Annotated in this window: 20 protein-coding genes, 1 tRNA gene and 2 riboswitches; of the genes, 14 read left to right on the forward strand and 7 right to left on the reverse strand. The window is 50.7% G+C overall.

Features of this window, described 5'->3' with window-relative positions:
* Positions 1-442 precede the first annotated feature (442 nt).
* The 10 genes from guaB (at position 443) to FHS19_RS33895 (ending at position 8,822) form a co-directional block, all read left to right on the forward strand.
* Complete coding sequence (gene guaB / locus FHS19_RS33850; protein ID WP_183587774.1) at positions 443-1,900, forward strand: IMP dehydrogenase; 1,458 nt, start codon at positions 443-445, stop codon at positions 1,898-1,900.
* A gap of 223 nt (positions 1,901-2,123) precedes the next feature.
* Positions 2,124-3,446: a D-alanyl-D-alanine carboxypeptidase family protein gene (locus FHS19_RS33855; protein ID WP_183587847.1), complete on the forward strand. Its 1,323-nt coding sequence runs from the start codon at positions 2,124-2,126 to the stop codon at positions 3,444-3,446.
* A gap of 118 nt (positions 3,447-3,564) precedes the next feature.
* Positions 3,565-4,446 (forward strand): pyridoxal 5'-phosphate synthase lyase subunit PdxS, encoded by an 882-nt coding sequence (gene pdxS / locus FHS19_RS33860; protein WP_183587776.1) that lies wholly within the window; start codon positions 3,565-3,567, stop codon positions 4,444-4,446.
* A 19-nt stretch (positions 4,447-4,465) separates the two neighbouring features.
* Complete coding sequence (pdxT, locus tag FHS19_RS33865) at positions 4,466-5,044, forward strand: pyridoxal 5'-phosphate synthase glutaminase subunit PdxT (protein WP_183587778.1); 579 nt, start codon at positions 4,466-4,468, stop codon at positions 5,042-5,044.
* A 225-nt stretch (positions 5,045-5,269) separates the two neighbouring features.
* On the forward strand, positions 5,270-6,559 hold the full coding sequence (serS, locus tag FHS19_RS33870) for a serine--tRNA ligase (RefSeq protein ID WP_183587780.1): 1,290 nt from the start codon (positions 5,270-5,272) through the stop codon (positions 6,557-6,559).
* A gap of 67 nt (positions 6,560-6,626) precedes the next feature.
* Positions 6,627-6,715, forward strand: a tRNA-Ser gene (locus FHS19_RS33875).
* Positions 6,716-6,845: 130 nt separating this feature from the next.
* The gene (locus tag FHS19_RS33880) at positions 6,846-7,190 is read left to right on the forward strand and encodes a hypothetical protein (protein ID WP_183587782.1); all 345 of its coding nucleotides are present in this window, start codon (positions 6,846-6,848) and stop codon (positions 7,188-7,190) included.
* Between the two features lie 18 nt (positions 7,191-7,208).
* Entirely contained in the window at positions 7,209-7,385 is a 177-nt protein-coding gene (locus FHS19_RS33885; protein ID WP_183587784.1) for a hypothetical protein, read from the forward strand.
* Between the two features lie 30 nt (positions 7,386-7,415).
* A complete protein-coding gene (locus FHS19_RS33890) occupies positions 7,416-7,571 on the forward strand; it encodes a small acid-soluble spore protein P (protein ID WP_183587786.1) in 156 nt (51 codons plus the stop codon).
* 168 nt (positions 7,572-7,739) lie between these two features.
* Entirely contained in the window at positions 7,740-8,822 is a 1,083-nt protein-coding gene (locus FHS19_RS33895) for a hypothetical protein (RefSeq protein WP_183587788.1), read from the forward strand.
* A gap of 59 nt (positions 8,823-8,881) precedes the next feature.
* Here the strand turns inward: FHS19_RS33895 and tadA are convergent, their stop codons facing one another.
* Positions 8,882-9,388 (reverse strand): tRNA adenosine(34) deaminase TadA, encoded by a 507-nt coding sequence (gene tadA / locus FHS19_RS33900; protein ID WP_281382627.1) that lies wholly within the window; start codon positions 9,386-9,388, stop codon positions 8,882-8,884.
* Positions 9,389-9,674: 286 nt separating this feature from the next.
* Between tadA and FHS19_RS33905 the strand changes: the two genes are divergently transcribed.
* Positions 9,675-11,975 (forward strand): ATP-binding protein, encoded by a 2,301-nt coding sequence (locus FHS19_RS33905; RefSeq protein WP_221224199.1) that lies wholly within the window; start codon positions 9,675-9,677, stop codon positions 11,973-11,975.
* Between the two features lie 50 nt (positions 11,976-12,025).
* Positions 12,026-12,730, forward strand: coding sequence for a 23S rRNA pseudouridine(2604) synthase RluF (rluF, locus tag FHS19_RS33910; protein ID WP_183587793.1), 705 nt, complete (start codon positions 12,026-12,028; stop codon positions 12,728-12,730).
* Between the two features lie 157 nt (positions 12,731-12,887).
* On the opposite strand, the gene motB is transcribed toward rluF, so the two are convergent.
* The gene (gene motB / locus FHS19_RS33915) at positions 12,888-13,703 is read right to left on the reverse strand and encodes a flagellar motor protein MotB (RefSeq protein WP_183587795.1); all 816 of its coding nucleotides are present in this window, start codon (positions 13,701-13,703) and stop codon (positions 12,888-12,890) included.
* Positions 13,687-14,487 carry a flagellar motor stator protein MotA gene (gene motA, locus FHS19_RS33920; protein WP_183587797.1) on the reverse strand — a complete coding sequence of 267 codons (801 nt, stop codon included), beginning with the start codon at positions 14,485-14,487 and terminating at the stop codon, positions 13,687-13,689. Before motA ends, motB begins: the two co-directional genes overlap by 17 nt.
* 346 nt (positions 14,488-14,833) lie before the next feature.
* Here motA and FHS19_RS33925 point away from each other — a divergent pair, with 346 nt between their 5' ends.
* Both FHS19_RS33925 and FHS19_RS33930 read left to right on the forward strand, forming a co-directional pair.
* Entirely contained in the window at positions 14,834-15,127 is a 294-nt protein-coding gene (locus FHS19_RS33925; RefSeq protein WP_183587799.1) for a hypothetical protein, read from the forward strand.
* A 184-nt stretch (positions 15,128-15,311) separates the two neighbouring features.
* Positions 15,312-15,617, forward strand: a complete 306-nt coding sequence (locus FHS19_RS33930) for a 4a-hydroxytetrahydrobiopterin dehydratase (protein ID WP_076176937.1) — start codon at positions 15,312-15,314, stop codon at positions 15,615-15,617.
* Positions 15,618-15,701: 84 nt separating this feature from the next.
* Here FHS19_RS33930 and FHS19_RS33935 read toward each other — a convergent pair whose 3' ends face one another.
* The 4 genes from FHS19_RS33935 to FHS19_RS33950 form a co-directional block, all read right to left on the reverse strand.
* Positions 15,702-16,061 carry a c-type cytochrome gene (locus FHS19_RS33935; protein ID WP_183587801.1) on the reverse strand — a complete coding sequence of 120 codons (360 nt, stop codon included), beginning with the start codon at positions 16,059-16,061 and terminating at the stop codon, positions 15,702-15,704.
* Between the two features lie 164 nt (positions 16,062-16,225).
* On the reverse strand, positions 16,226-16,714 hold the full coding sequence (locus FHS19_RS33940) for a GNAT family N-acetyltransferase (protein WP_183587803.1): 489 nt from the start codon (positions 16,712-16,714) through the stop codon (positions 16,226-16,228).
* 221 nt (positions 16,715-16,935) lie between these two features.
* Positions 16,936-17,427: a C40 family peptidase gene (locus tag FHS19_RS33945; protein WP_376772027.1), complete on the reverse strand. Its 492-nt coding sequence runs from the start codon at positions 17,425-17,427 to the stop codon at positions 16,936-16,938.
* Positions 17,428-17,430: 3 nt separating this feature from the next.
* Positions 17,431-17,570: riboswitch (cyclic di-AMP (ydaO/yuaA leader) on the reverse strand.
* 375 nt (positions 17,571-17,945) lie between these two features.
* On the reverse strand, positions 17,946-18,413 hold the full coding sequence (locus FHS19_RS33950; protein WP_183587805.1) for a C40 family peptidase: 468 nt from the start codon (positions 18,411-18,413) through the stop codon (positions 17,946-17,948).
* A 4-nt stretch (positions 18,414-18,417) separates the two neighbouring features.
* Positions 18,418-18,555, reverse strand: a riboswitch (cyclic di-AMP (ydaO/yuaA leader).
* Positions 18,556-18,699: the final 144 nt, after the last annotated feature.

Raw genomic sequence — 18,699 nt, forward strand, 5'->3', positions numbered from 1 at the left:
CCAGCGCCGATGGTACTTGGACCGAAGGGTCCTGGGAGAGTAGGACGTTGCCAAGCGAAGGACCACTGTTGATGTATATCAACGGTGGTTTTTTTTGTTTTATTCAGCCCCTTGGAATGGTGGATTGCTGGGGGTTTGATAGAATTCAGGTGAAAGCATCTTAAAGGTAGTTCCTCCCCCAGTTTCATGTATGAACCGAAAGGATTTTGGACATCCCACCTATGGGGTGTCTGTTGCATAACTTGTCCGCTTCAAGTGGACATGTATTTCCCCCTGCAAGACAAGGGCGATTCCTCTCATTTTTACCAGACTGATTACCTTGACAGCTTTGAGTGGGCTTTGCTAAGATGGCAATAATATATTTTCAGAAACGATTTTCAAGCCTTGCTGTATAAGGATTTTAACAAATACAATACATGACAAATGAGGGGGAAATTACGAAGTGTGGGAACAAAAATTTGCTAAAGAAGGATTTACGTTTGACGATGTCTTGCTGGTACCCCGGAAGTCCGAAGTGCTGCCAAAGGAAGTCGATGTGTCCACGAGACTAAGCGATTCGGTTAAGCTGAACATTCCTTTGATCAGCGCAGGGATGGACACGGTAACGGAAGCTGCCCTGGCCATTGCGATTGCACGTGAAGGCGGCATCGGCATTATTCATAAAAATATGTCGGTTGAACAGCAAGCGGAGGAAGTGGATCGGGTTAAGCGTTCCGAGAGCGGCGTTATCACCAATCCTTTTTCACTGACAGCCGATCACCTCGTATCCGATGCCGAACAGGTCATGGCGAAATTTCGGATTTCGGGTGTTCCGATTGTGGACGAGCATAACAAACTGATCGGTATTCTTACAAACCGCGACCTTCGCTTCGTTCATGATTACAGCATTAAGATTTCTGAAGTGATGACTCGCGAAAATCTGGTAACTGCCCCAGTAGGTACGACGCTCCAAGAAGCTGAAGTCATTCTGCAGCAGCACAAAATCGAAAAGCTGCCGCTGGTCGATGAGAACAACACATTAAAAGGTCTTATTACCATTAAAGATATTGAGAAAGCCATTCAGTTCCCGAATGCGGCAAAAGATGCACAAGGACGCCTTCTGGTGGGCGCGGCCATCGGCATTTCGAAGGATGGTTTGGATCGGGCGGAGGCTCTGGTGAAAGCCGGGGTTGACGTTATCGTCGTCGATTCCGCGCACGGCCATCATATCAATATTCTGGACGCAGTTCGCAAGCTTCGCAGCCTGTATCCGGATCTAACGATCATTGCAGGCAACGTGGCAACCGGCGAGGCGACACGCGACCTGATCGAGGCGGGTGCCTCGGTTGTCAAGGTCGGCATCGGGCCTGGATCGATTTGTACGACGCGTGTTATTGCCGGTATCGGCGTACCGCAGGTCACAGCGATTTACGATTGTGCTTCGGTAGCCAAAGAATACGGAGTGCCGATCATCGCAGACGGCGGTATCAAATACTCCGGTGAAATTACAAAAGCACTTGCGGCCGGCGGCCATGCTGTTATGCTGGGAAGCCTGTTTGCGGGAACGGAAGAGAGCCCTGGAGAATCGGAAATTTACCAAGGCCGCCGCTACAAGGTATACCGTGGCATGGGGTCCATGAGTGCTATGAAACAAGGCAGTAAAGACCGTTACTTCCAGGACGACGACAAGAAGCTCGTTCCGGAAGGAATTGAAGGCCGCGTAGCTTACAAAGGTCCTTTGTCCGACACGATTCATCAATTGATCGGCGGTCTTCGCTCGGGTATGGGCTATTGCGGAACGAAAAGCCTGCAGGAGCTGCGTGAAGATACGCAATTTATCCGCATCACGGGTGCGGGTCTTCGTGAAAGCCATCCGCACGATGTGCAGATCACGAAAGAAGCTCCAAACTACTCGTTGTAATATTCGACACGGTTTGCACAAAACCAACATCTTCTTGTACAGACAGGCCTAAATTAGGCCTGTCTGTCTTTTTTTGCGGTATACCCTGTGTTAGAATAGACAAGTAAGATTTGAGGGCAAGAGGGGAGTTAACAATTCATTGAGTAAGAAATGGAGCAAGTTGGGGAAACCATCTTCGCACAAACGCAAACGTCACTTTGTCAAAAAGAGCGTAGCTTCGGTTATGCTATTGAATATGTTAATGCTGTCCGCTCTGCCGGCTATGGCTTTAGCAGAGGGAACAACGGCAACAACGACTACTACGAATACGGCGGCGACTACTACGGCAAGCAAGGTGCCAAGTGTATCGTCTCTGCAGCTTCAAGTGAGATCCGCCGTGTTGATCGAACCGACGACAGGGCAAGTGCTCTTGTCGGTAAACGCGGATGATCCACTGCCGCCAGCGAGTATGACCAAGATGATGACCGAGTATCTTATCGCGGATATGGTCAAAAAGGGAAAGTTTAAATGGGACGATGTCGTGACCGTTGGGGAAAATGCGGCCAAGACGATTGGCTCGCGTATTTTTCTTGCCCAAGGGGATCAACATACCGTTGAGGAACTGTACATAGCGATGGCGGTGGGTTCGGCGAACGATGCTACCGTAGCGCTGGCTGAGTATGCAGCCGGGTCTGAACAGGAATTCGCCAAGCTAATGAATGAAACGGCTAAGAAGTTCGGGATGAAGACAGCCCACTTTATCAACTCCACAGGGCTCGACCGTGCGGATATGCCTGAGAAGTATCGTCCTTCTGCAGAAGGGGAGACGGTCATGTCCGCGATGGACGCTGCCATCCTGGGCAAGCATATCGTCCAGGACCATCCGGATTTCTCCAAATATACGGCGATCCAATCCTATAAGTTCCGTGAGCGCGACAAAAATCCGATCATCAATTGGAACTGGATGCTTGAAGCGAATAAGGATATTCCGAACTTTAAGGCTTATGCCTACCCGGGTTTGGACGGCCTTAAGACGGGTCATACCAATAACGCCGGAAACTGCTTTACGGGAACGGCCGAACGCGATGGGATGCGGCTGATCAGCGTCGTCATGGGAACGGACTCGGAAGCACAGCGCTTTACCGAGACCCGGAAGGTGCTTGATTACGGCTTCAACAACTTTGAGATCAAGCAGGCTGTGGCCGGTAAATCCAAGGTTGAAGGCCTGGACTCCGTTGAGGTCAAAAAAGGCGTCAAAACTTCGGTTGGGGTCGTCACGGATGCTCCGGTCTCCTTTATGGTACCTAAAGGCTCCGATGCCAAAGGTGTTACCTTCAAGACTCAGCTTGAACCGGCGGACAAGCTTGTGGCTCCGATCAAGCAGGGAACCAAGGTCGGTACCATCACTTATACCTATAAAGTAGATGGAATCGAAAAGCCTCAGACAAAAACCGTCAATCTGATCACATCGGACGAAGTGGAAAAGGGCAGCTGGCTGCGCCTGTTCTTCCGGGCCATCAAGGAAATGTTTGGTGATTTATTTGACGGAATCAAAAATCTTTTTTAAGATCAATATAAGATTTTTGCTTTAGTCCACAAAAGCAGCTCTGTAGAGTATGCAACCATCCTGCCATCCATAAGGCAAGGGCGGATTACATGATATATATTTCGGGAGGCGTAAACCATTGGAAACGGGAACTTCGAGAGTTAAAAGAGGTATGGCTGAAATGCAAAAAGGCGGCGTCATCATGGACGTCATGAATGCCGAACAGGCAAAGATCGCTGAAGCTGCGGGCGCAACGGCCGTTATGGCATTGGAACGCGTTCCTTCGGATATTCGTGCTGCCGGCGGTGTAGCGCGTATGGCTGACCCTACGATCGTAGAAGAGGTTATGAAAGTCGTATCGATTCCGGTAATGGCGAAAGCCCGTATCGGTCATTATGTGGAAGCGAAAGTGCTCGAATCCCTCGGCGTCGACTACCTCGATGAGAGCGAAGTTCTGACGCCTGCCGATGAAGTATTTCATATCGACAAATGGGACTTCACCGTTCCGTTTGTTTGCGGCGCCAAAGACCTGGGAGAAGCGCTCCGCCGCATCGGCGAAGGCGCGTCGATGATCCGTACGAAAGGCGAGCCGGGAACAGGCAACATTGTCGAAGCCGTTCGTCATATGCGTCTGATCAACAGCCAAATCCGCAAAGTTCAAAGCATGTCGAAGGACGAGCTGTATGCCGAAGCGAAGAACCTGGGCGTACCATACGACCTTCTGCTTGGTGTTCATGAGAGCGGCAAGCTGCCGGTCGTCAACTTTGCTGCGGGCGGCGTAGCTACTCCAGCCGATGCTGCATTGATGATGCATCTGGGAGCCGACGGAGTATTTGTGGGATCGGGTATTTTCAAATCCGATAGTCCGGAGAAGTTTGCCCGCGCAATCGTGGAAGCGACGACGCATTACCAAGACTACAAACTGATTGCCGAGGTATCCAAAAACCTGGGTGCGCCAATGAAAGGCATTGAGATTTCGAAGCTGAGCCCGGCTGAGCGGATGTCGGACCGCGGCTGGTAAGAGAGAGAAGGCTGGACATATGAAAATCGGGGTACTGGCGCTTCAGGGTGCCGTAGCAGAGCATATTCGCAGCATCGAGCTGGCCGGCGCCGAAGGCATCGCCATTAAAAAGGTAGAGGAACTGGAGCAAGTTCAGGGCCTGATTATCCCTGGCGGTGAAAGTACGACCATCGGCAAGCTGATGCGGAAATACGGGTTTATTGAAACAATTCAGCAATTTTCTGAAGCAGGCAAGCCGATTTTTGGCACCTGTGCCGGATTGATCGTGCTGGCAAAATCGATCGAAGGTCAGGAAGAGCCCCACTTAGGGCTGATGAATATCACCGTGGCGCGCAATGCCTTTGGCCGTCAACGGGAAAGCTTTGAAACAGATTTAGACGTCAAGGGGATTGAGGAACCGGTTCGTGCCGTCTTTATCCGTGCTCCTCTGATCCGCAGTGTGGGCGATGGAGTGGACGTACTGTCCTCCTATAATGACGAGATTGTGACCGCGCGTGAAGGTCATTTGCTCGCTTCTTCGTTCCACCCCGAACTGACGGATGATTACCGGCTCCATCAGTATTTTGTGGATATGGTAAAAGCCAGTCAAGCGTCTTAAATCAGCAGGATACACGATGGTAACACGATGACACCTTGACTCTTTTGATGATATCTAAAGGCTGCCTCCTGGGTAAGCTTTAGGTAAAAGGTATTCCTCGGATAGCGGCATCAGCGGCGGTCTGAGGAGTCCTTTCAAGGGGTCAGGGTTGTTTTTTGATTCAAGCAGGTCTCATCATGGAAGTACGTCGCATAAGACGTTTTTCTTTTTAGGAGGAATTGTCCAATGTTGGATGTGAAAATATTACGCGGTGATTTCGCGAGAGTGGAGCAGGCACTCAAAAACCGGAACAAGTCGCTGGATTTGATCGCCGGATTTCCTGAGCTGGATACCCGCCGCCGGGAGCTGCTGCAGGAGAGCGAGGCGCTGAAAAACCGCCGCAACACCGTTTCCGGTGAAGTGGCCAAGCGCAAAAAGAACGGGGAGAACGCTGACGAGCTCATTTTGGAGATGCGTCAGGTTTCGGATCAGATCAAGGCGATGGACGAGGAAGTGCGCGAGCTGGAAGCGTCCATTTCGGAGCTGACGATGGCCATTCCGAATATTCCCCACGAATCGGTACCGGTCGGCCAATCCGAAGAAGACAATGTGGAGCTGCGCCGGTGGTCGGAGCCGAAGACGTTTGATTTTTCGCCGAAAGCCCATTGGGATCTGGCTCAGGACCTGGGCATTCTTGATTTTGAAGCGGCAGCTAAGGTTACCGGTTCGCGTTTCACGTTCTACAAGGGGCTCGGTGCTCGTCTGGAGCGTGCGCTGATCAACTTTATGATGGACCTGCACAGCAGCGAGCACGGCTACGAGGAAATGCTGCCGCCTTATATCGTCAATGGGGACAGCCTGCGTGGAACCGGACAGCTTCCGAAATTTGAAGAGGATCTGTTCAAAATCCGTGACACGGACTACTATTTGATCCCGACCGCTGAAGTGCCGGTCACCAACTATTACCGTGATGAAATTTTGTCGGTGGAGGATCTGCCGAAGCACTTCGTGGCTTACAGTTCCTGCTTCCGTTCGGAGGCCGGTTCGGCCGGACGTGATACACGAGGCTTGATCCGTCAGCATCAATTCAATAAAGTGGAGCTGGTGAAGCTTGTGCATCCGGACTCCTCTTACGAAGAGCTTGAGAAAATGACGGCTAATGCGGAGCGCGTTCTGCAGCTGCTGCAGCTGCCGTATCGCGTGATGGCGCTCAGCACGGGAGATATGGGCTTTTCGGCAGCAAAAACGTATGACCTGGAAGTTTGGCTGCCCGAGAGCGGAGCTTACCGGGAGATCTCCTCTTGCTCGAATACGGAGGACTTCCAGGCACGGCGTGCCAACATCCGTTTCCGTCCTGAGCCAAAGGCCAAACCTGAGTTTGTGCATACGTTGAATGGATCGGCTCTCGCCGTAGGACGGACCGTGGCGGCCATTCTGGAGAATTATCAGCAGGCGGACGGCAGCGTGGTCGTTCCGGATGTGCTGCAGCCTTACATGGGCAATGTTAAAGTTATTGTCCCTAAAAACCAGGGTTGATATTAGCATTAAACTGTGGTAATATATTTTTGTTACGCGCTGCGTGACACTGATGTATTTTCCACGTGGAGGGGTACCGAAGCGGTCATAACGGGGCGGTCTTGAAAACCGTTAGGGCGCAAGTCCACATGGGTTCGAATCCCATCCCCTCCGCCATTTAAAAAACAAATGTCAAAGCCGATTCTGCTTATGCAGGAACGGCTTTTTTTGTTTTTGCCAGACCCCGTCATCGCATAAAAAGAGCGTATCCTCCGCACATTAACAAAGGCAGGGGAGGTGTTCAATCATGAACCGAGATTTTGAATTGAACCAAAACAAATTGGTCCAAGCTTGGCAATCCCAGCTTCCTCAAACGCTTGACTCATCCGACCATGCTCAGGTGTTTGCCGACGAGGCAAATCCCCAGGGGCTGCGGATCCATATCGATACCGCGGGGCGGTCGAATTATTCATTTGACTTCCAGTGCTCCTATGTGGATACACGGGAGGTTAAAGTGGATCTGGTGGATGTAGAACGCGAAGGACGCACGGTAGACGAACGCACGGACGTCATTCAGAATATGGCGCAGGATTACACCCGCCAAATTCACGAGTGCGCCCAAGCCCTTCACGATTTGACGCATCACTCTTAAGAAAAGAGGGAGACGACGATGACCAAAGCCAAACCGGGTGTCGACAAAAATCTCAGCAATGTCGTCGAGGATTTGGATCAAACGGCAGTGAACAGCCATCAGGCAAATCAGTTGCAGCAGAAGCGAAACGACCGCAGGCACTGGGATGAAATCAATCATCAGCACACGGTCGACCTGGAGCATCCGCATTCTTAACCATCCTAATGTATACAGGGGGAATCGCCGATGAGTAAACCAAACGCTGTTCCGGTACCTGAAGCGCAAGAGCAACAGCCGCGTAACCGGGACCGGGAGCGGTCCGGCAAGCAGGAGCCGTTGTCGGGATCGAAGAAGGTTAAAAACCGGAATCATGTTAGTCATTTGAATAGAGAAGGGTCGTAAGGCTCGTCAAAAGAGGCATCCGGCAAAAAGCCAGGATGTCTTTTTTTGCGTTAAAAATGAAAATTCACCAAATGATTTCCAAAAAAGGGTTCCGGTACGGGAAGATATCGTTTATGATTACAAGGGGTATTTTTTGCTTTTTAGAGATGAGAGGAGAGAGAGATTGTGATGAAGAAGAAATGGGCAGCCCTGATTCTTACACTGGTCTTGGCAATGACCGTGGTGCTTGCAGGCTGCAGCAGCAAGAAGGAACCGAAGGAAGCGCTGGAGGCTTCGGCCGTCAATGCAATGAAAATGACATCGTACGAAATGAAGAGCAAGGTAACGATCAAAGATCTGCAGGTTACCAGTGCAAGTGCCGACAACGCCGCAACCAGCCAAGTGATGAGCATGCTGAAAAACGCGGAATTGACGATCGATGGGGTATATCAGAACGATCCGCAGCAAACGGAGATGACGCTCGGGATTAACCTGAAGGGCGACATGTCCATGAGCTTTAACATTCCGATGGTAATGACTCAAGATAAATTGTACGTCAAAGTGCCGAGCATCCCGATGCTGCCGCTGCCTGAAGACGTTGTAGGTAAATTCCTGGTACTCGATATGAAAGAGCTGGCAGAACAGCAAGGAACGTCTTTTAACCCCGACCTGATGAATCCCGAAAAGACGAAGAAGCTGGCCGGCGAAATTATGAATACGCTGTTTACCGAATATGACGGTAAGAAATATTTCAAAGACGTTGCGGTTAAAGACGCGAACCTCCCGGATGGCGTGGATGCCAAGCAGGTGGTTCAATTCTATGTAACCAATGACAACGTGAAAGAAGCGGCGGACATTCTGGTGAACAAGGCGCTGCCGAAAATCCTTGATATTATCAGCAAGGATGAGTACCGTGAAATGCTTGGCGTCAACCAGGAAGACATCGACGAGATGAAGAAGGATCTGAACTCGACGGACAGCAAGGATGAAATCAGCAAAGGTCTGAACGATCTGAAGAACTACCTGAAAGTGAACCAGTTCGAAGTCAACACGGCCATCAATAAAGATAACTTCCCTGCATACCAGGAAGCGGTTATGAACGTAGAAATGAACGATCCGGAAACAAAGGACAACATGAAGCTGTCGCTGCAGGCGACGAGCCAATACAGCAAGATCAATGAGAAGCAAACCTTCAGTATTGGCATTCCAAAAGAAGCGGATGTCATTACGATGGAGCAGCTTCAGGAGAAAATGGGAGCTATGACTTACTAAGCAAACCCCGTACAAGTGACAACAGCCCGGCCAGGGTCACCGGCCGGGCTGTTTGTTTGTCAGCCTTTGCCCCGCAGCTTGCGGAAAAACTGGGTCAGCAGCCCTGCACATTCTTCCTGCAGCACATCGGCAATGACCTCGGTGCGGTGGTTGAAGCGCGGCTCCTGCAGCAGGTTCATCAGCGTCCCGGCGCATCCTGCCTTGGGATCGTAGGTGCCGTAAACAACCCGCGGGATGCGGGACTGGACGATGGCACCGGAGCACATCGGGCACGGCTCCAGCGTGACGTAAAGTGTGCAGTCCAGCAGGCGCCACGACTGTACGGCTATACTGGCTTCCCGGATAGCGACAATCTCGGCGTGGGCGGTCGCATCCTGGGACGTTTCCCTTAAGTTATAACCCCGTCCGATGATTTCCCCATTGCGGACGATGACCGCGCCGATGGGCACCTCGCCCAAGTCCTCCGCCAATTTGGCTTGGTGGATCGCCTCGCGCATCCAGTGCTCATGTCGATCATTATCCACAGAATCATCCACATGAAGCGGATGTTTCGTTTGATTTTCCAATGTAAAAGAGCCTCCCTGTACCGAATTTCGGTTTATTCAGCGAACAAGTATTCTATTGTTAACATGCTGTGCACAAATTTGTGGATAACTTATTGATTACACACAGAATTATCCCCAATTTATTAAATAGTACTGTGAATATGTTGATAAGTCGTGCACATGCTGCGTTATTTCGAGTTATGCCGATCATTTTCGACAAGCTTTTCAAATATCAGCCTACAGAGTATGATGGAATAGATTATTCCAATTATCGCCAAGGCAAGATAAGAGGTGACCCGATGTGTCAATGAAGAAGAAACTGTCCCTCACCATGGCCGGTTCACTCTGTCTGATTTTACTTTTAAATATTATTCTTAGTTTGTACACAACGCAAGCCAGTTTACGCCGGGAAAGTGAACGCAAAATGCTCCTTGCCGCCAGGCAGGTAGCCGCTTCGATTGAGCAGAGCCAGGAGAGCGCGGGCATGGTCGAACGCCAAATCGGGGAGCTTTTGCACGTGGCCGCCAAATTGGCGGCTAAAGAGCTGGACCCGGATATCCAGAACATTACGAATGAACAGCTGACCAAGCTGAGCAAGCAGGTCGGGGTCACTCATATTGCCCTGCTTGTACGCACCGGTGACGATATCATTATTGCCAAGTCCTCAGAACCCGCTGAGCTGGGTCTTTCCACAAAAGACTGGGGGTACTGGTATAAGGCGTTTAAGCAGCTCTTCGAGGAAGAACGGGTAACAATTCCGTATGGAGCGGCCGCCGACCATTTTTGGACCGGACCGTTTGAATATTCCAATTCCACACCGAACGTGATCGACAAATGGGGTTATTATTATGACGCCAAGCGAAATTATATCATTGATCCTTATATCCGCACCGACTCCCTCCATCAGATCGGCACCCATATCCCGAGTCCGGAGGAGGTGCTCGACAAAACGAAGGAAATCAACGGAGAAATTCTTGAGATCAGCTGCATCAATCCGCAGACCTTTGCGGGCGTCCGAATGTCCGGACAAGGATATGTCCATGATAAGACTAAGCTGCATAACCGGCCGATACGCTACGGTACCTATACCTATATCGACCTCGATAACGATAAACGGGCCGTTGAGAAAACAGCACAGACGGGAGTCAACGTCGTTTATGAAACCCGCATTGATGGTAAGAAGCTGTTAAAGAGCTTTATCCCTGTGAATAGTGCCTCCCAGGCATCCTACATCATCAGCATCGTCATGGATTATGCGGAAATATCCAAGGTATTGCAAAAGCAGCTTGTCTCTTATATATCGATTTCGGCCCTGCTGTTGATTTTGTTCGTCATTGTAAGCTATAAACAGGCCGGATCTATCATTCGGCCGATCGATGCGATTCTGGGAAAAGTGAAAAATGTCGCCCAGGGACGCTTCGATACGCCGCTCGTCATCAACAGCAAGGATGAACTCGGACTGCTCGCCGCCAAAATCAATACGATGACCGATAATCTGAGCAGCTATACCGACCAGCTCAAACAAGCCGTGGAAGAGAACCGGTCGGTGAAAGAGCATCTGGAATCTGTTATCCAGCAGACGGCGGATGCCATTCATACGACGGACCTTGAGGGGAATATCATTCAGGTCAATCAAGCTTTTGAAAAGCTGTACGGCTGGTCAAGCCATGAAGTGGTCGGCAAGCGGATCCATCTGATTCCCGACCATTTGGAAGGGGAGGTTCGGACAAGGCTCGACGCTTTAATGCAGGGCGAACAGCTGCCGGCAGTAGAGACGGTCCGGATGAAGAAGGACGGGACACCTGTAGAGGTCAGCATCAGCACGTCCGCGGTCAGGGATCCGGCAGGTAAAGTCGTATCATTCATCAGCATTTCGCGCGATATGACGGAGAGAAACCGGATGGACGAGCTGCTCCGCCGGTCCGAGAAGCTGACCACGGTCGGGCAGTTGGCGGCCGGCGTGGCGCATGAGATCCGCAACCTGCTCACGACGCTGCGGGGATTCCTGCAGCTGCAGGAGTATAACAACCGCGTCGATCCGAGGCACAACCAGATCATGCTGTCTGAGCTGGAGAGAATCAATCTGATCGTGAGTGAATTTTTAATTTTGGCCAAGCCCCAGGCCGTGCACTTCCGAAATAAAAATGTTCGTGATATTTTAGAGGATGTGCTGTCGCTGTTGAACAGCCAGGCCAATCTGCACGGCATTGAGTTCATCATGGCCTCCCAGACGGCCGAAACGGACGTCCATTGCGAGGAGAACCAGTTGAAGCAAGTCTTTATCAATTTGCTGAAAAACGCCATGGAGGCGATGCCAGAGGGCGGCGTCATCCATATCGAACTGTTCCGGCCGGATCCGAATCACCTGGGAATTACGATTACGGATGAGGGCGTAGGGATTCCTGAGCACCAGATGGAGAAAGTAGGAGAGCCCTTCTTCACCAACAAGGAAAACGGGACGGGTCTTGGTCTGATGGTCAGTCAGCGGATTGTGGAGGGCCATAAAGGATCAATCCAGATCGAGAGCGCCGTAAACAAGGGCACTCGCGTTACGCTAACGCTGCCGGCGGCACGGCCGGAGCATGGGGAAGGACGAGAACGGGAATAGCCCGTACACTTGTCCGGGGTAAACCATAATGAGAGATGGGGTTATAAGCTTTGAGGATTAACAAATATATCAGTGAGACCGGGTATTGTTCCCGGCGCGAAGCGGATAAGCTGGTAGAGAGCGGGAAAGTGACGATCAATGGCGTTCAGGCGGTGCTGGGCAGCCAGGCGGAGGAAGGGGACGACGTCCGCATTAACGGCCAGCCCCTGCAGTCAAAGAAGGAGACGCATGTCTACATTGCGCTGAATAAACCGGTTGGGATCACCAGTACGACGGAGCAGCATATCAAGGGCAACATTGTGGACTTCGTGGGCCATTCGGAGCGAATTTTTCCGATCGGCCGGCTGGACAAAGATTCCGAAGGCCTCATCCTGCTGACCAGTGACGGCGACATCGTCAATAAAATACTTCGGGCCGAAGGCAAGCATGAAAAGGAGTACATCGTGACGGTGGACAAGCCGGTTACGCCATCCTTTTTAACAGGCATGTCCAGCGGGGTGAAGATTTTGGGGGAAATGACCCTTCCCTGCAAGGTGACGCGGATCTCGGAGCGGGTGTTCAAGATCATTCTGACCGAGGGGAAAAACCGGCAGATCCGCCGGATGTGCAGCGCCTTCGGCTATGAGGTGCGCAGGCTGCAGCGGATCCGGATTATGAATATTCATCTGGGCCCCCTTGGCAAAGGCAAGTGGCGGGATCTGACGCCGCAGGAAAAGGAAGAGCTCGGACAGCTGCTGAATTACCGCCTCGGGTAGAGGGGCGGGCCAAGCCAGATCGAATTTATGCAGGAGGCTCTTGCGATATAAGCCAAGCTGGTTCCCTGAGGCGTGTACCTTTTAATATTCAAACTATTCAAAAAAGGCTGCTCCCCTTTGCCGAAGGGAACAGCCTGTTCATTTGGTTATCGCTGTGCTATTTTTTATTCGTGGTTACCGGGATTTGCTCGCTGGTATCCTGGTACTTCCGGATGATGGATACCTCGACGCGGCGGTTTTTAGCCCGTCCGGCTGCGGTATCGTTGGAAGCCACCGGCCTGAACTCGCCGAAGGCGGTGGAGGTGAACTTAGCCGGGTCGAGCTGCTTGTTGGTGAGCAGAATCTTCAGGAAGTTGAGCGCCCGGTTGGAGCTCAGATCCCAGTTGGACGCATACTCGCTGTTCGAGATCGGCATATTGTCCGTATGGCCGGACACGACAACGTCATACGTCGGGAACTGCTGCAGCATGCTGCTGATGGCGAGCGCCAGCTGGCGTGACTCAGGCTTCACCTGAGCGCTGCCTGAAGCAAACAGGGCGTTGTCGCTGATCGTGATCGTAAGCTGCGATTGGTTCAGTTTCGTATCCAGCTGGTTCGTCAGGCCGTTCGTCTTGATATATTGATCCAGCTGCTTCTTCAGCTTCTCCAGGTCTTCCTGTTCCTGCTTGGCCAGTTGAGCCTTCTGTTTCTTATCATTGTTATTCGTGACGATGCTCTCTTGAGTGTCCTTTTTGCCCTGATCCATATTTTTATCCATCGGCAAATTCGATCTGAAGTTGAGCACTCCGTTTCCCGTGCTGAGGGCATTGTTGAAGGCCTGGCTCATTTCCTCGAATTTCTTGGCGTCCGTGGCGCTCATGGAATAGAGTACAATAAACAGGGCCAGCAGCAGCGTCAGCAGGTCGGCATAGGGAAGAAGCCAGGATTCGTCGGCATGCTCCTCATGCGGTTCATGTCTAGTCTTTTTGGCCACCCAAACCATCCTCCTTCTCATTCATTTGAGCGCGCTCGGAAGGGGTTAAGAAGACGGAGAGCTTCTGGCTGATCGCAATGGTGGATACGCCGGATTGAATCGACAGCAGTCCTTCCACCATCATGAGCTTGAGCTCCACTTCTTTTTTGGACAGGCGTTTCAGCTTGTTGGCAATCGGGTGCCACAGGACATAACCGGTAAAAATACCAAGCAGTGTCGCAATAAAGGCCGCGCCAATCGCGTGGGCCAGCTCGGCCATATTCTCCATCTTGGTCAGGGCGGCGATCAAGCCGACGACGGCACCGAGAACCCCGAGGGAGGGAGCATACATACCGGCCTGGGAGAAGAGGAGGGCACCTGCACGGTGACGTTCTTCCGTCGCCGCAATATCCTCCATCAAGACGTCGCGAACGAACTCCTGGTCGTTACCATCGATAATCATACGCATACCGTTGCGCAGGAAGGCGTCATCGATTTCTTCGACCTTGGTCTCCAGCGCGAGGAGGCCTTCCCGGCGGGTGATGGAGGCCCATTCCATGAACAGAGTGATGAGCTCTTGACGCTCCATGAGCTTTTGTTTGACGAAGGTCATTTTTAACAGCTTGGGGAACTTCTTGATCTCAGACATCGGAAAGCCGATAAACAACGTAGCGGCGGTTCCGGCGAGAATAATGACATAAGCGGCGGGCGTCAGCAGGCTGACGATCGGGGCGCCCTTCAGCACCATACCGACTAAGACCGCTACCACACCGAGTATCAGGCCAACAATCGTTGAAATTTCCATTGCACACCTCATCCATGAGAAATAGAATTGAATCCTTTCGGAATCGACCGCGTTTACATCCTTGCAACATGGTCGCTTTCACAAAAAACGGTTTATATTATTTATCGACACCATTCTCTTTTTTTTTAAGGGATATTTTCCGGTATAATGAAATGACAAGGTTCATCTGTCCTACAAAATCAGGTCTGAGCAGCATACCCTGAAGGGAATAATTACAGCTCAAACGGGTGACGAATGGCCCACTTGAGGCCCCGACCCAAGGGCGCATGGAGCAGGGCATTCACCATTCACATTAACCGCTTATAGATCGTATGAGTAACTAAACTTCGAAATTGGAGGGAATGGCATGGGTGTTAAGCATGGCCGTGACTATGACGGCATACTGACCGATTTGACGGCAGCTGTCGGGGAAATTCCGGACAGTTATTTATTTTTTGAAATGGCGGAGCAGGATTGGATGCAGCTGGGCATCGAAGAGAAGCGTGAGGTGCATGAGGCGCTGGCTGAGGATTTGTTCTACGCGCTGGGAGCCGAACCTGTCATCAGCGTTGGAAGCGGTGTCGTGATGTATGACAAGGACCATCATCGAATCAACCTCTTGATCGGCGACGAAGAGCTGACCGTAGTCTCACTGATATAGTCCCTGGGGCCGGATGGATTTTTTAAACCCGTCCATGGTAAGATATTATTCGTATGTACTCTCCTTGGAGAGACATGATTACATTCAGGGATGAATACAATGGGTAAAGGTTTTCGCCCGAGCATACATTAATGAACATCCTGATGAACCTCGGGGATGTTAGGTTTCAGGGAGGAACGGAAGAATGGTATATACGCAAGAAGAAGTAGAAACGCATTTGTCTAAGCTGGAAGGCTGGGAGCTTGAAGAGGGCCGCTGGATCGTGCGCAAATACGTTTTCTCCAATTTCATGAAGGGCATTTCCTTTGTGGATGAGGTTGCGGCCATTTCAGAGGCTTTTGGCCACCACCCCTTTATTACGATTGATTATAAAAATGTGACGCTGCGTTTGACTTCATGGGATGAAGGCGGGATTACGTCCCTCGATGTCAAGGAGGCCCACCAGTTTAACGAACTGTTCGAAAAAATGCGTTCCGGTGAAAAAAGGTAAAGAGAATAATGCAGCAAATAAAAACACGCTTTGCGATGAACGTTCCGTTCCTCCAAAGCGTGTTTCTGTATGGATTACAACCGTTTATTTCTTCTCAGCCAGCCACTGGGCTACATTGGCGATCTCTTCGGCTTTCAACTTGTCTTTAAAGGATGGCATGCCGCCTTTACCTTTAGTGATAATGGTGTAAATCTCTTCAGCGGACAGTTGGCTTCCGATCTTTTGCAGGTTCGGGCCTACGGCACCCTGAAGCTGATCCCCGTGACAGCTAATGCAGCCTTGCTCTTTAACCGTAGCTTCGGCCGCCGCGGCGTCCATCGTGACTTCCGGCATGGTCGGCTTCTCTTCTTCCGCCACCTGCTCTTTGCCTGGAAGCGTAAACATGAGCACAATTGCCATAACCACTGCGATCGTTAATACACCGCTCATGATCCATTTTTGCATCCGTTTTCGTCCTTTCTATGTAAACTGTCATTCTTCATTCCTTCATTATAACGGAACAAGCCATCACATCAAATAGTTTGTGTCAAAAAAGCAAACGAATCCAAGCTTGGCGCCACCAAAAATACACAAATTTGTACCATTTTAAGATGATGGAATTCATAAATTTAGACCCCTTCATAAACCATACAGTGAAACAGCTGCTCTCCTTCGGGGGTCAGCTTGGGGTAGGTATCGGCGATGACAAACCCCGATTTCTCGTAAGCCCGGATAGCCCGCTTATTCCATGTATGCACTTCAAGATCGATTTCGTCCCCAGGCCGTTGTTCACGGGCGGCGCCGACCACAGCCCGCATAAAGCTCTTACCCAGCCCCCGGCCGCATAAATCAGGCCTCATGCCAACACCAAGCCGGGTCACGCCTGCCAAGGGAAAGAACTGCGCGAACCCGCACAGGGTATATCCAGCATCCAGGACGGACACATACTGGCTATGCCTCACCTCAGGATCGCCTAATTCGACGCCAAGCGCCTCCATCTGATCCCACGGCAGCCAGCCGTATAAATCGTATGGAGGGTCGTACGCCCAGCCGCAGACGGTCTCAGCATGCTCCCGGGTCATGGGAACGATCATGAAGCTCTCATGTTGGAGGTTCATGTACAGATCTCCCTTCCAGACCTCCCTGTAGGATTTGAACATTGGAGAAAAAATATTCCGGATTACCGCAGATATCTGTTTAATTCCGGTCTAGAGGGGTAAATGAGAAGTAGCGGGCGGGAATGGAAAGGCTACCCATTTCTGTCCGCAAAAAATCCCGCAAAAGGAGATTTCGGCAAAAATCTCATTCTACGGGATCTCTTACCCTTGCTTTACCTGCATTACTGGACGTTATCGACGTCCTCGGAATCGACGGCGGCGGTTTTGTATTTATCCGTACTCATGATTCGTTTGGCGCCAACGTAGCGGTTGACGTAGTAGCTGTCGCTCAGAGAGCTGATGATCACACCGCGAGAAGTGGAGGCATGTGCGAATTTTCCGTCGCCGACGTAAATTCCGACATGGGATACTCCGGCTCCCGATGTATTAAAGAATACCAGGTCGCCTGCTCTCAGATCGCTGCGGGATACGGCCGAACCCATGCTGAACTGGGAACCAGATTGATGGGGCAGATCGATGCCCAATTGATCAAATACATACATTGTAAATCCCGAGCAGTCAAATCCGTTTGTTGTGGTTCCGCCCGTTCTGTACTTGGTTCCGATAGCACTGTCGATCACTTTATCCATCTTGGAATCCGCGAAAGCGCTTCCTGTGCCGACCGTGAGCACGATGGCGAAACTCATGACTGCTGCTGCAAGCTTCTTCTTCAAGTAAAATACCCCTTCCGGCGCCTGCGAGGTTAGCTTAAGGATTCGGTAGAAGGCCCCCTATGATCCCTCTGAAGCAAGATCAATTCACCCATAACTGGTTCCCCCGCTTTCCTTAGTGTGAGGAAATTCGGCATGAACTTTTTACACTATGTATAATTCCCTGTTACTTCTTATTCGTTCGCAACTTTGTATCAGGTAAAGATTACAAAGTTGTTACTATCGCTGGGACTATTGTAACAAAGGAATCGGACTTTGGCAATTGTTTCTAAAGAAAAAGAAGATTTGTAGGAAAAATTATAGGAAATGATGTTTATTTGTTGGACGAGTGGTTAAAAGAAATGACAAGGGTGGAAAAAAACAGGAGAAAACCGTGGATTTACTCGAGCAAAAAAATTTTCGAGATGCTGTTACCTTTTCGCTGTTTCATACGTCTTATAAATAACAACAAACCCGCGGGGCGATTTCGGCAAAAATCAGCGGCGCGGGTTGTTCTGGATATGCATTGTTTTGAGAGATAATCAATTGTAAACCGCAGCTTGGTACTTGGCCGTACTCATGACCCGTTTGGCGCCAACGTAGCGGTTGGCGTAGTAGCTTTGGCTCAGCTTGCTGATGGTAACGCCTTTCGAAGAGGACGCGTGCGCGAATTTTCCGTTGCCGATGTAAATGCCGACATGGGATACGCCTGCGCCCAGGGTGTTAAAGAAAACCAAGTCTCCTGCTCTCAGCTGGCTTTTGGAAACAGCGGTACCTGTTTTATATTGCGCAGCCGATACACGCGGGAGGCTTACACCCAACTTTTGAAATACGTAACGCGTAAAACCGGAGCAGTCGAAGCCGTTCGTTGTTGTTCCGCCGGTTTTGTAAGAAACGCCGATCGTGTTGTTAATGACGTGGTTCAGAGATGAATCCGCAAATACGCTGCCGGTGCCCATGGAGAACGCAAGTGTAAGGCCCAGCGCTGCGGCTGCTAACTTCTTCTTCAAAAAGATAAACCCCTTCCAATGCCTGCGAGGTTAGCTTAAGGATTCGGTAGAAGGTCCCCTATGATCCCTCTGTAGCGAGATCAATTCACCCAAAATTGGATCCCCCGCTTCCTGGTGCCCGGGAATTCGGCTCGTGATGATTGCACCGGAAATGGACATGCTGACAAGTTACCTATAATTGTTACATACCAATCAAATGAACGGACAAATGATGAAATCAGTTACAGCAAAGTCAAAATCGTTACAGCAAAGATTACAAAGTTGTTACTAAGTTCGTACTCGGATT

This window comes from Paenibacillus rhizosphaerae (assembly GCF_014192015.1).
Taxonomy (GTDB): Bacteria; Bacillota; Bacilli; order Paenibacillales; family Paenibacillaceae; genus Paenibacillus_AQ; species Paenibacillus_AQ rhizosphaerae.

Excerpts from the sequence above, each read along its gene's own strand:
- FHS19_RS33855 (WP_183587847.1), top strand. The coding sequence starts at position 2,124 with ATGCTATTGAATATGTTAATGCTGTCCGCTCTGCCGGCTATGGCTTTA.
- pdxT (WP_183587778.1), top strand. The coding sequence starts at position 4,466 with ATGAAAATCGGGGTACTGGCGCTTCAGGGTGCCGTAGCAGAGCATATT.
- serS (WP_183587780.1), top strand. The coding sequence starts at position 5,270 with ATGTTGGATGTGAAAATATTACGCGGTGATTTCGCGAGAGTGGAGCAG.
- FHS19_RS33880 (WP_183587782.1), top strand. The coding sequence starts at position 6,846 with ATGAACCGAGATTTTGAATTGAACCAAAACAAATTGGTCCAAGCTTGG.
- FHS19_RS33885 (WP_183587784.1), top strand. The coding sequence starts at position 7,209 with ATGACCAAAGCCAAACCGGGTGTCGACAAAAATCTCAGCAATGTCGTC.
- FHS19_RS33890 (WP_183587786.1), top strand. The coding sequence starts at position 7,416 with ATGAGTAAACCAAACGCTGTTCCGGTACCTGAAGCGCAAGAGCAACAG.
- FHS19_RS33895 (WP_183587788.1), top strand. The coding sequence starts at position 7,740 with ATGAAGAAGAAATGGGCAGCCCTGATTCTTACACTGGTCTTGGCAATG.
- FHS19_RS33905 (WP_221224199.1), top strand. The coding sequence starts at position 9,675 with ATGAAGAAGAAACTGTCCCTCACCATGGCCGGTTCACTCTGTCTGATT.
- motA (WP_183587797.1), bottom strand. The coding sequence starts at position 14,487 with ATGGAAATTTCAACGATTGTTGGCCTGATACTCGGTGTGGTAGCGGTC.
- FHS19_RS33925 (WP_183587799.1), top strand. The coding sequence starts at position 14,834 with ATGGGTGTTAAGCATGGCCGTGACTATGACGGCATACTGACCGATTTG.
- FHS19_RS33930 (WP_076176937.1), top strand. The coding sequence starts at position 15,312 with ATGGTATATACGCAAGAAGAAGTAGAAACGCATTTGTCTAAGCTGGAA.
- FHS19_RS33935 (WP_183587801.1), bottom strand. The coding sequence starts at position 16,061 with ATGCAAAAATGGATCATGAGCGGTGTATTAACGATCGCAGTGGTTATG.
- FHS19_RS33940 (WP_183587803.1), bottom strand. The coding sequence starts at position 16,714 with ATGAACCTCCAACATGAGAGCTTCATGATCGTTCCCATGACCCGGGAG.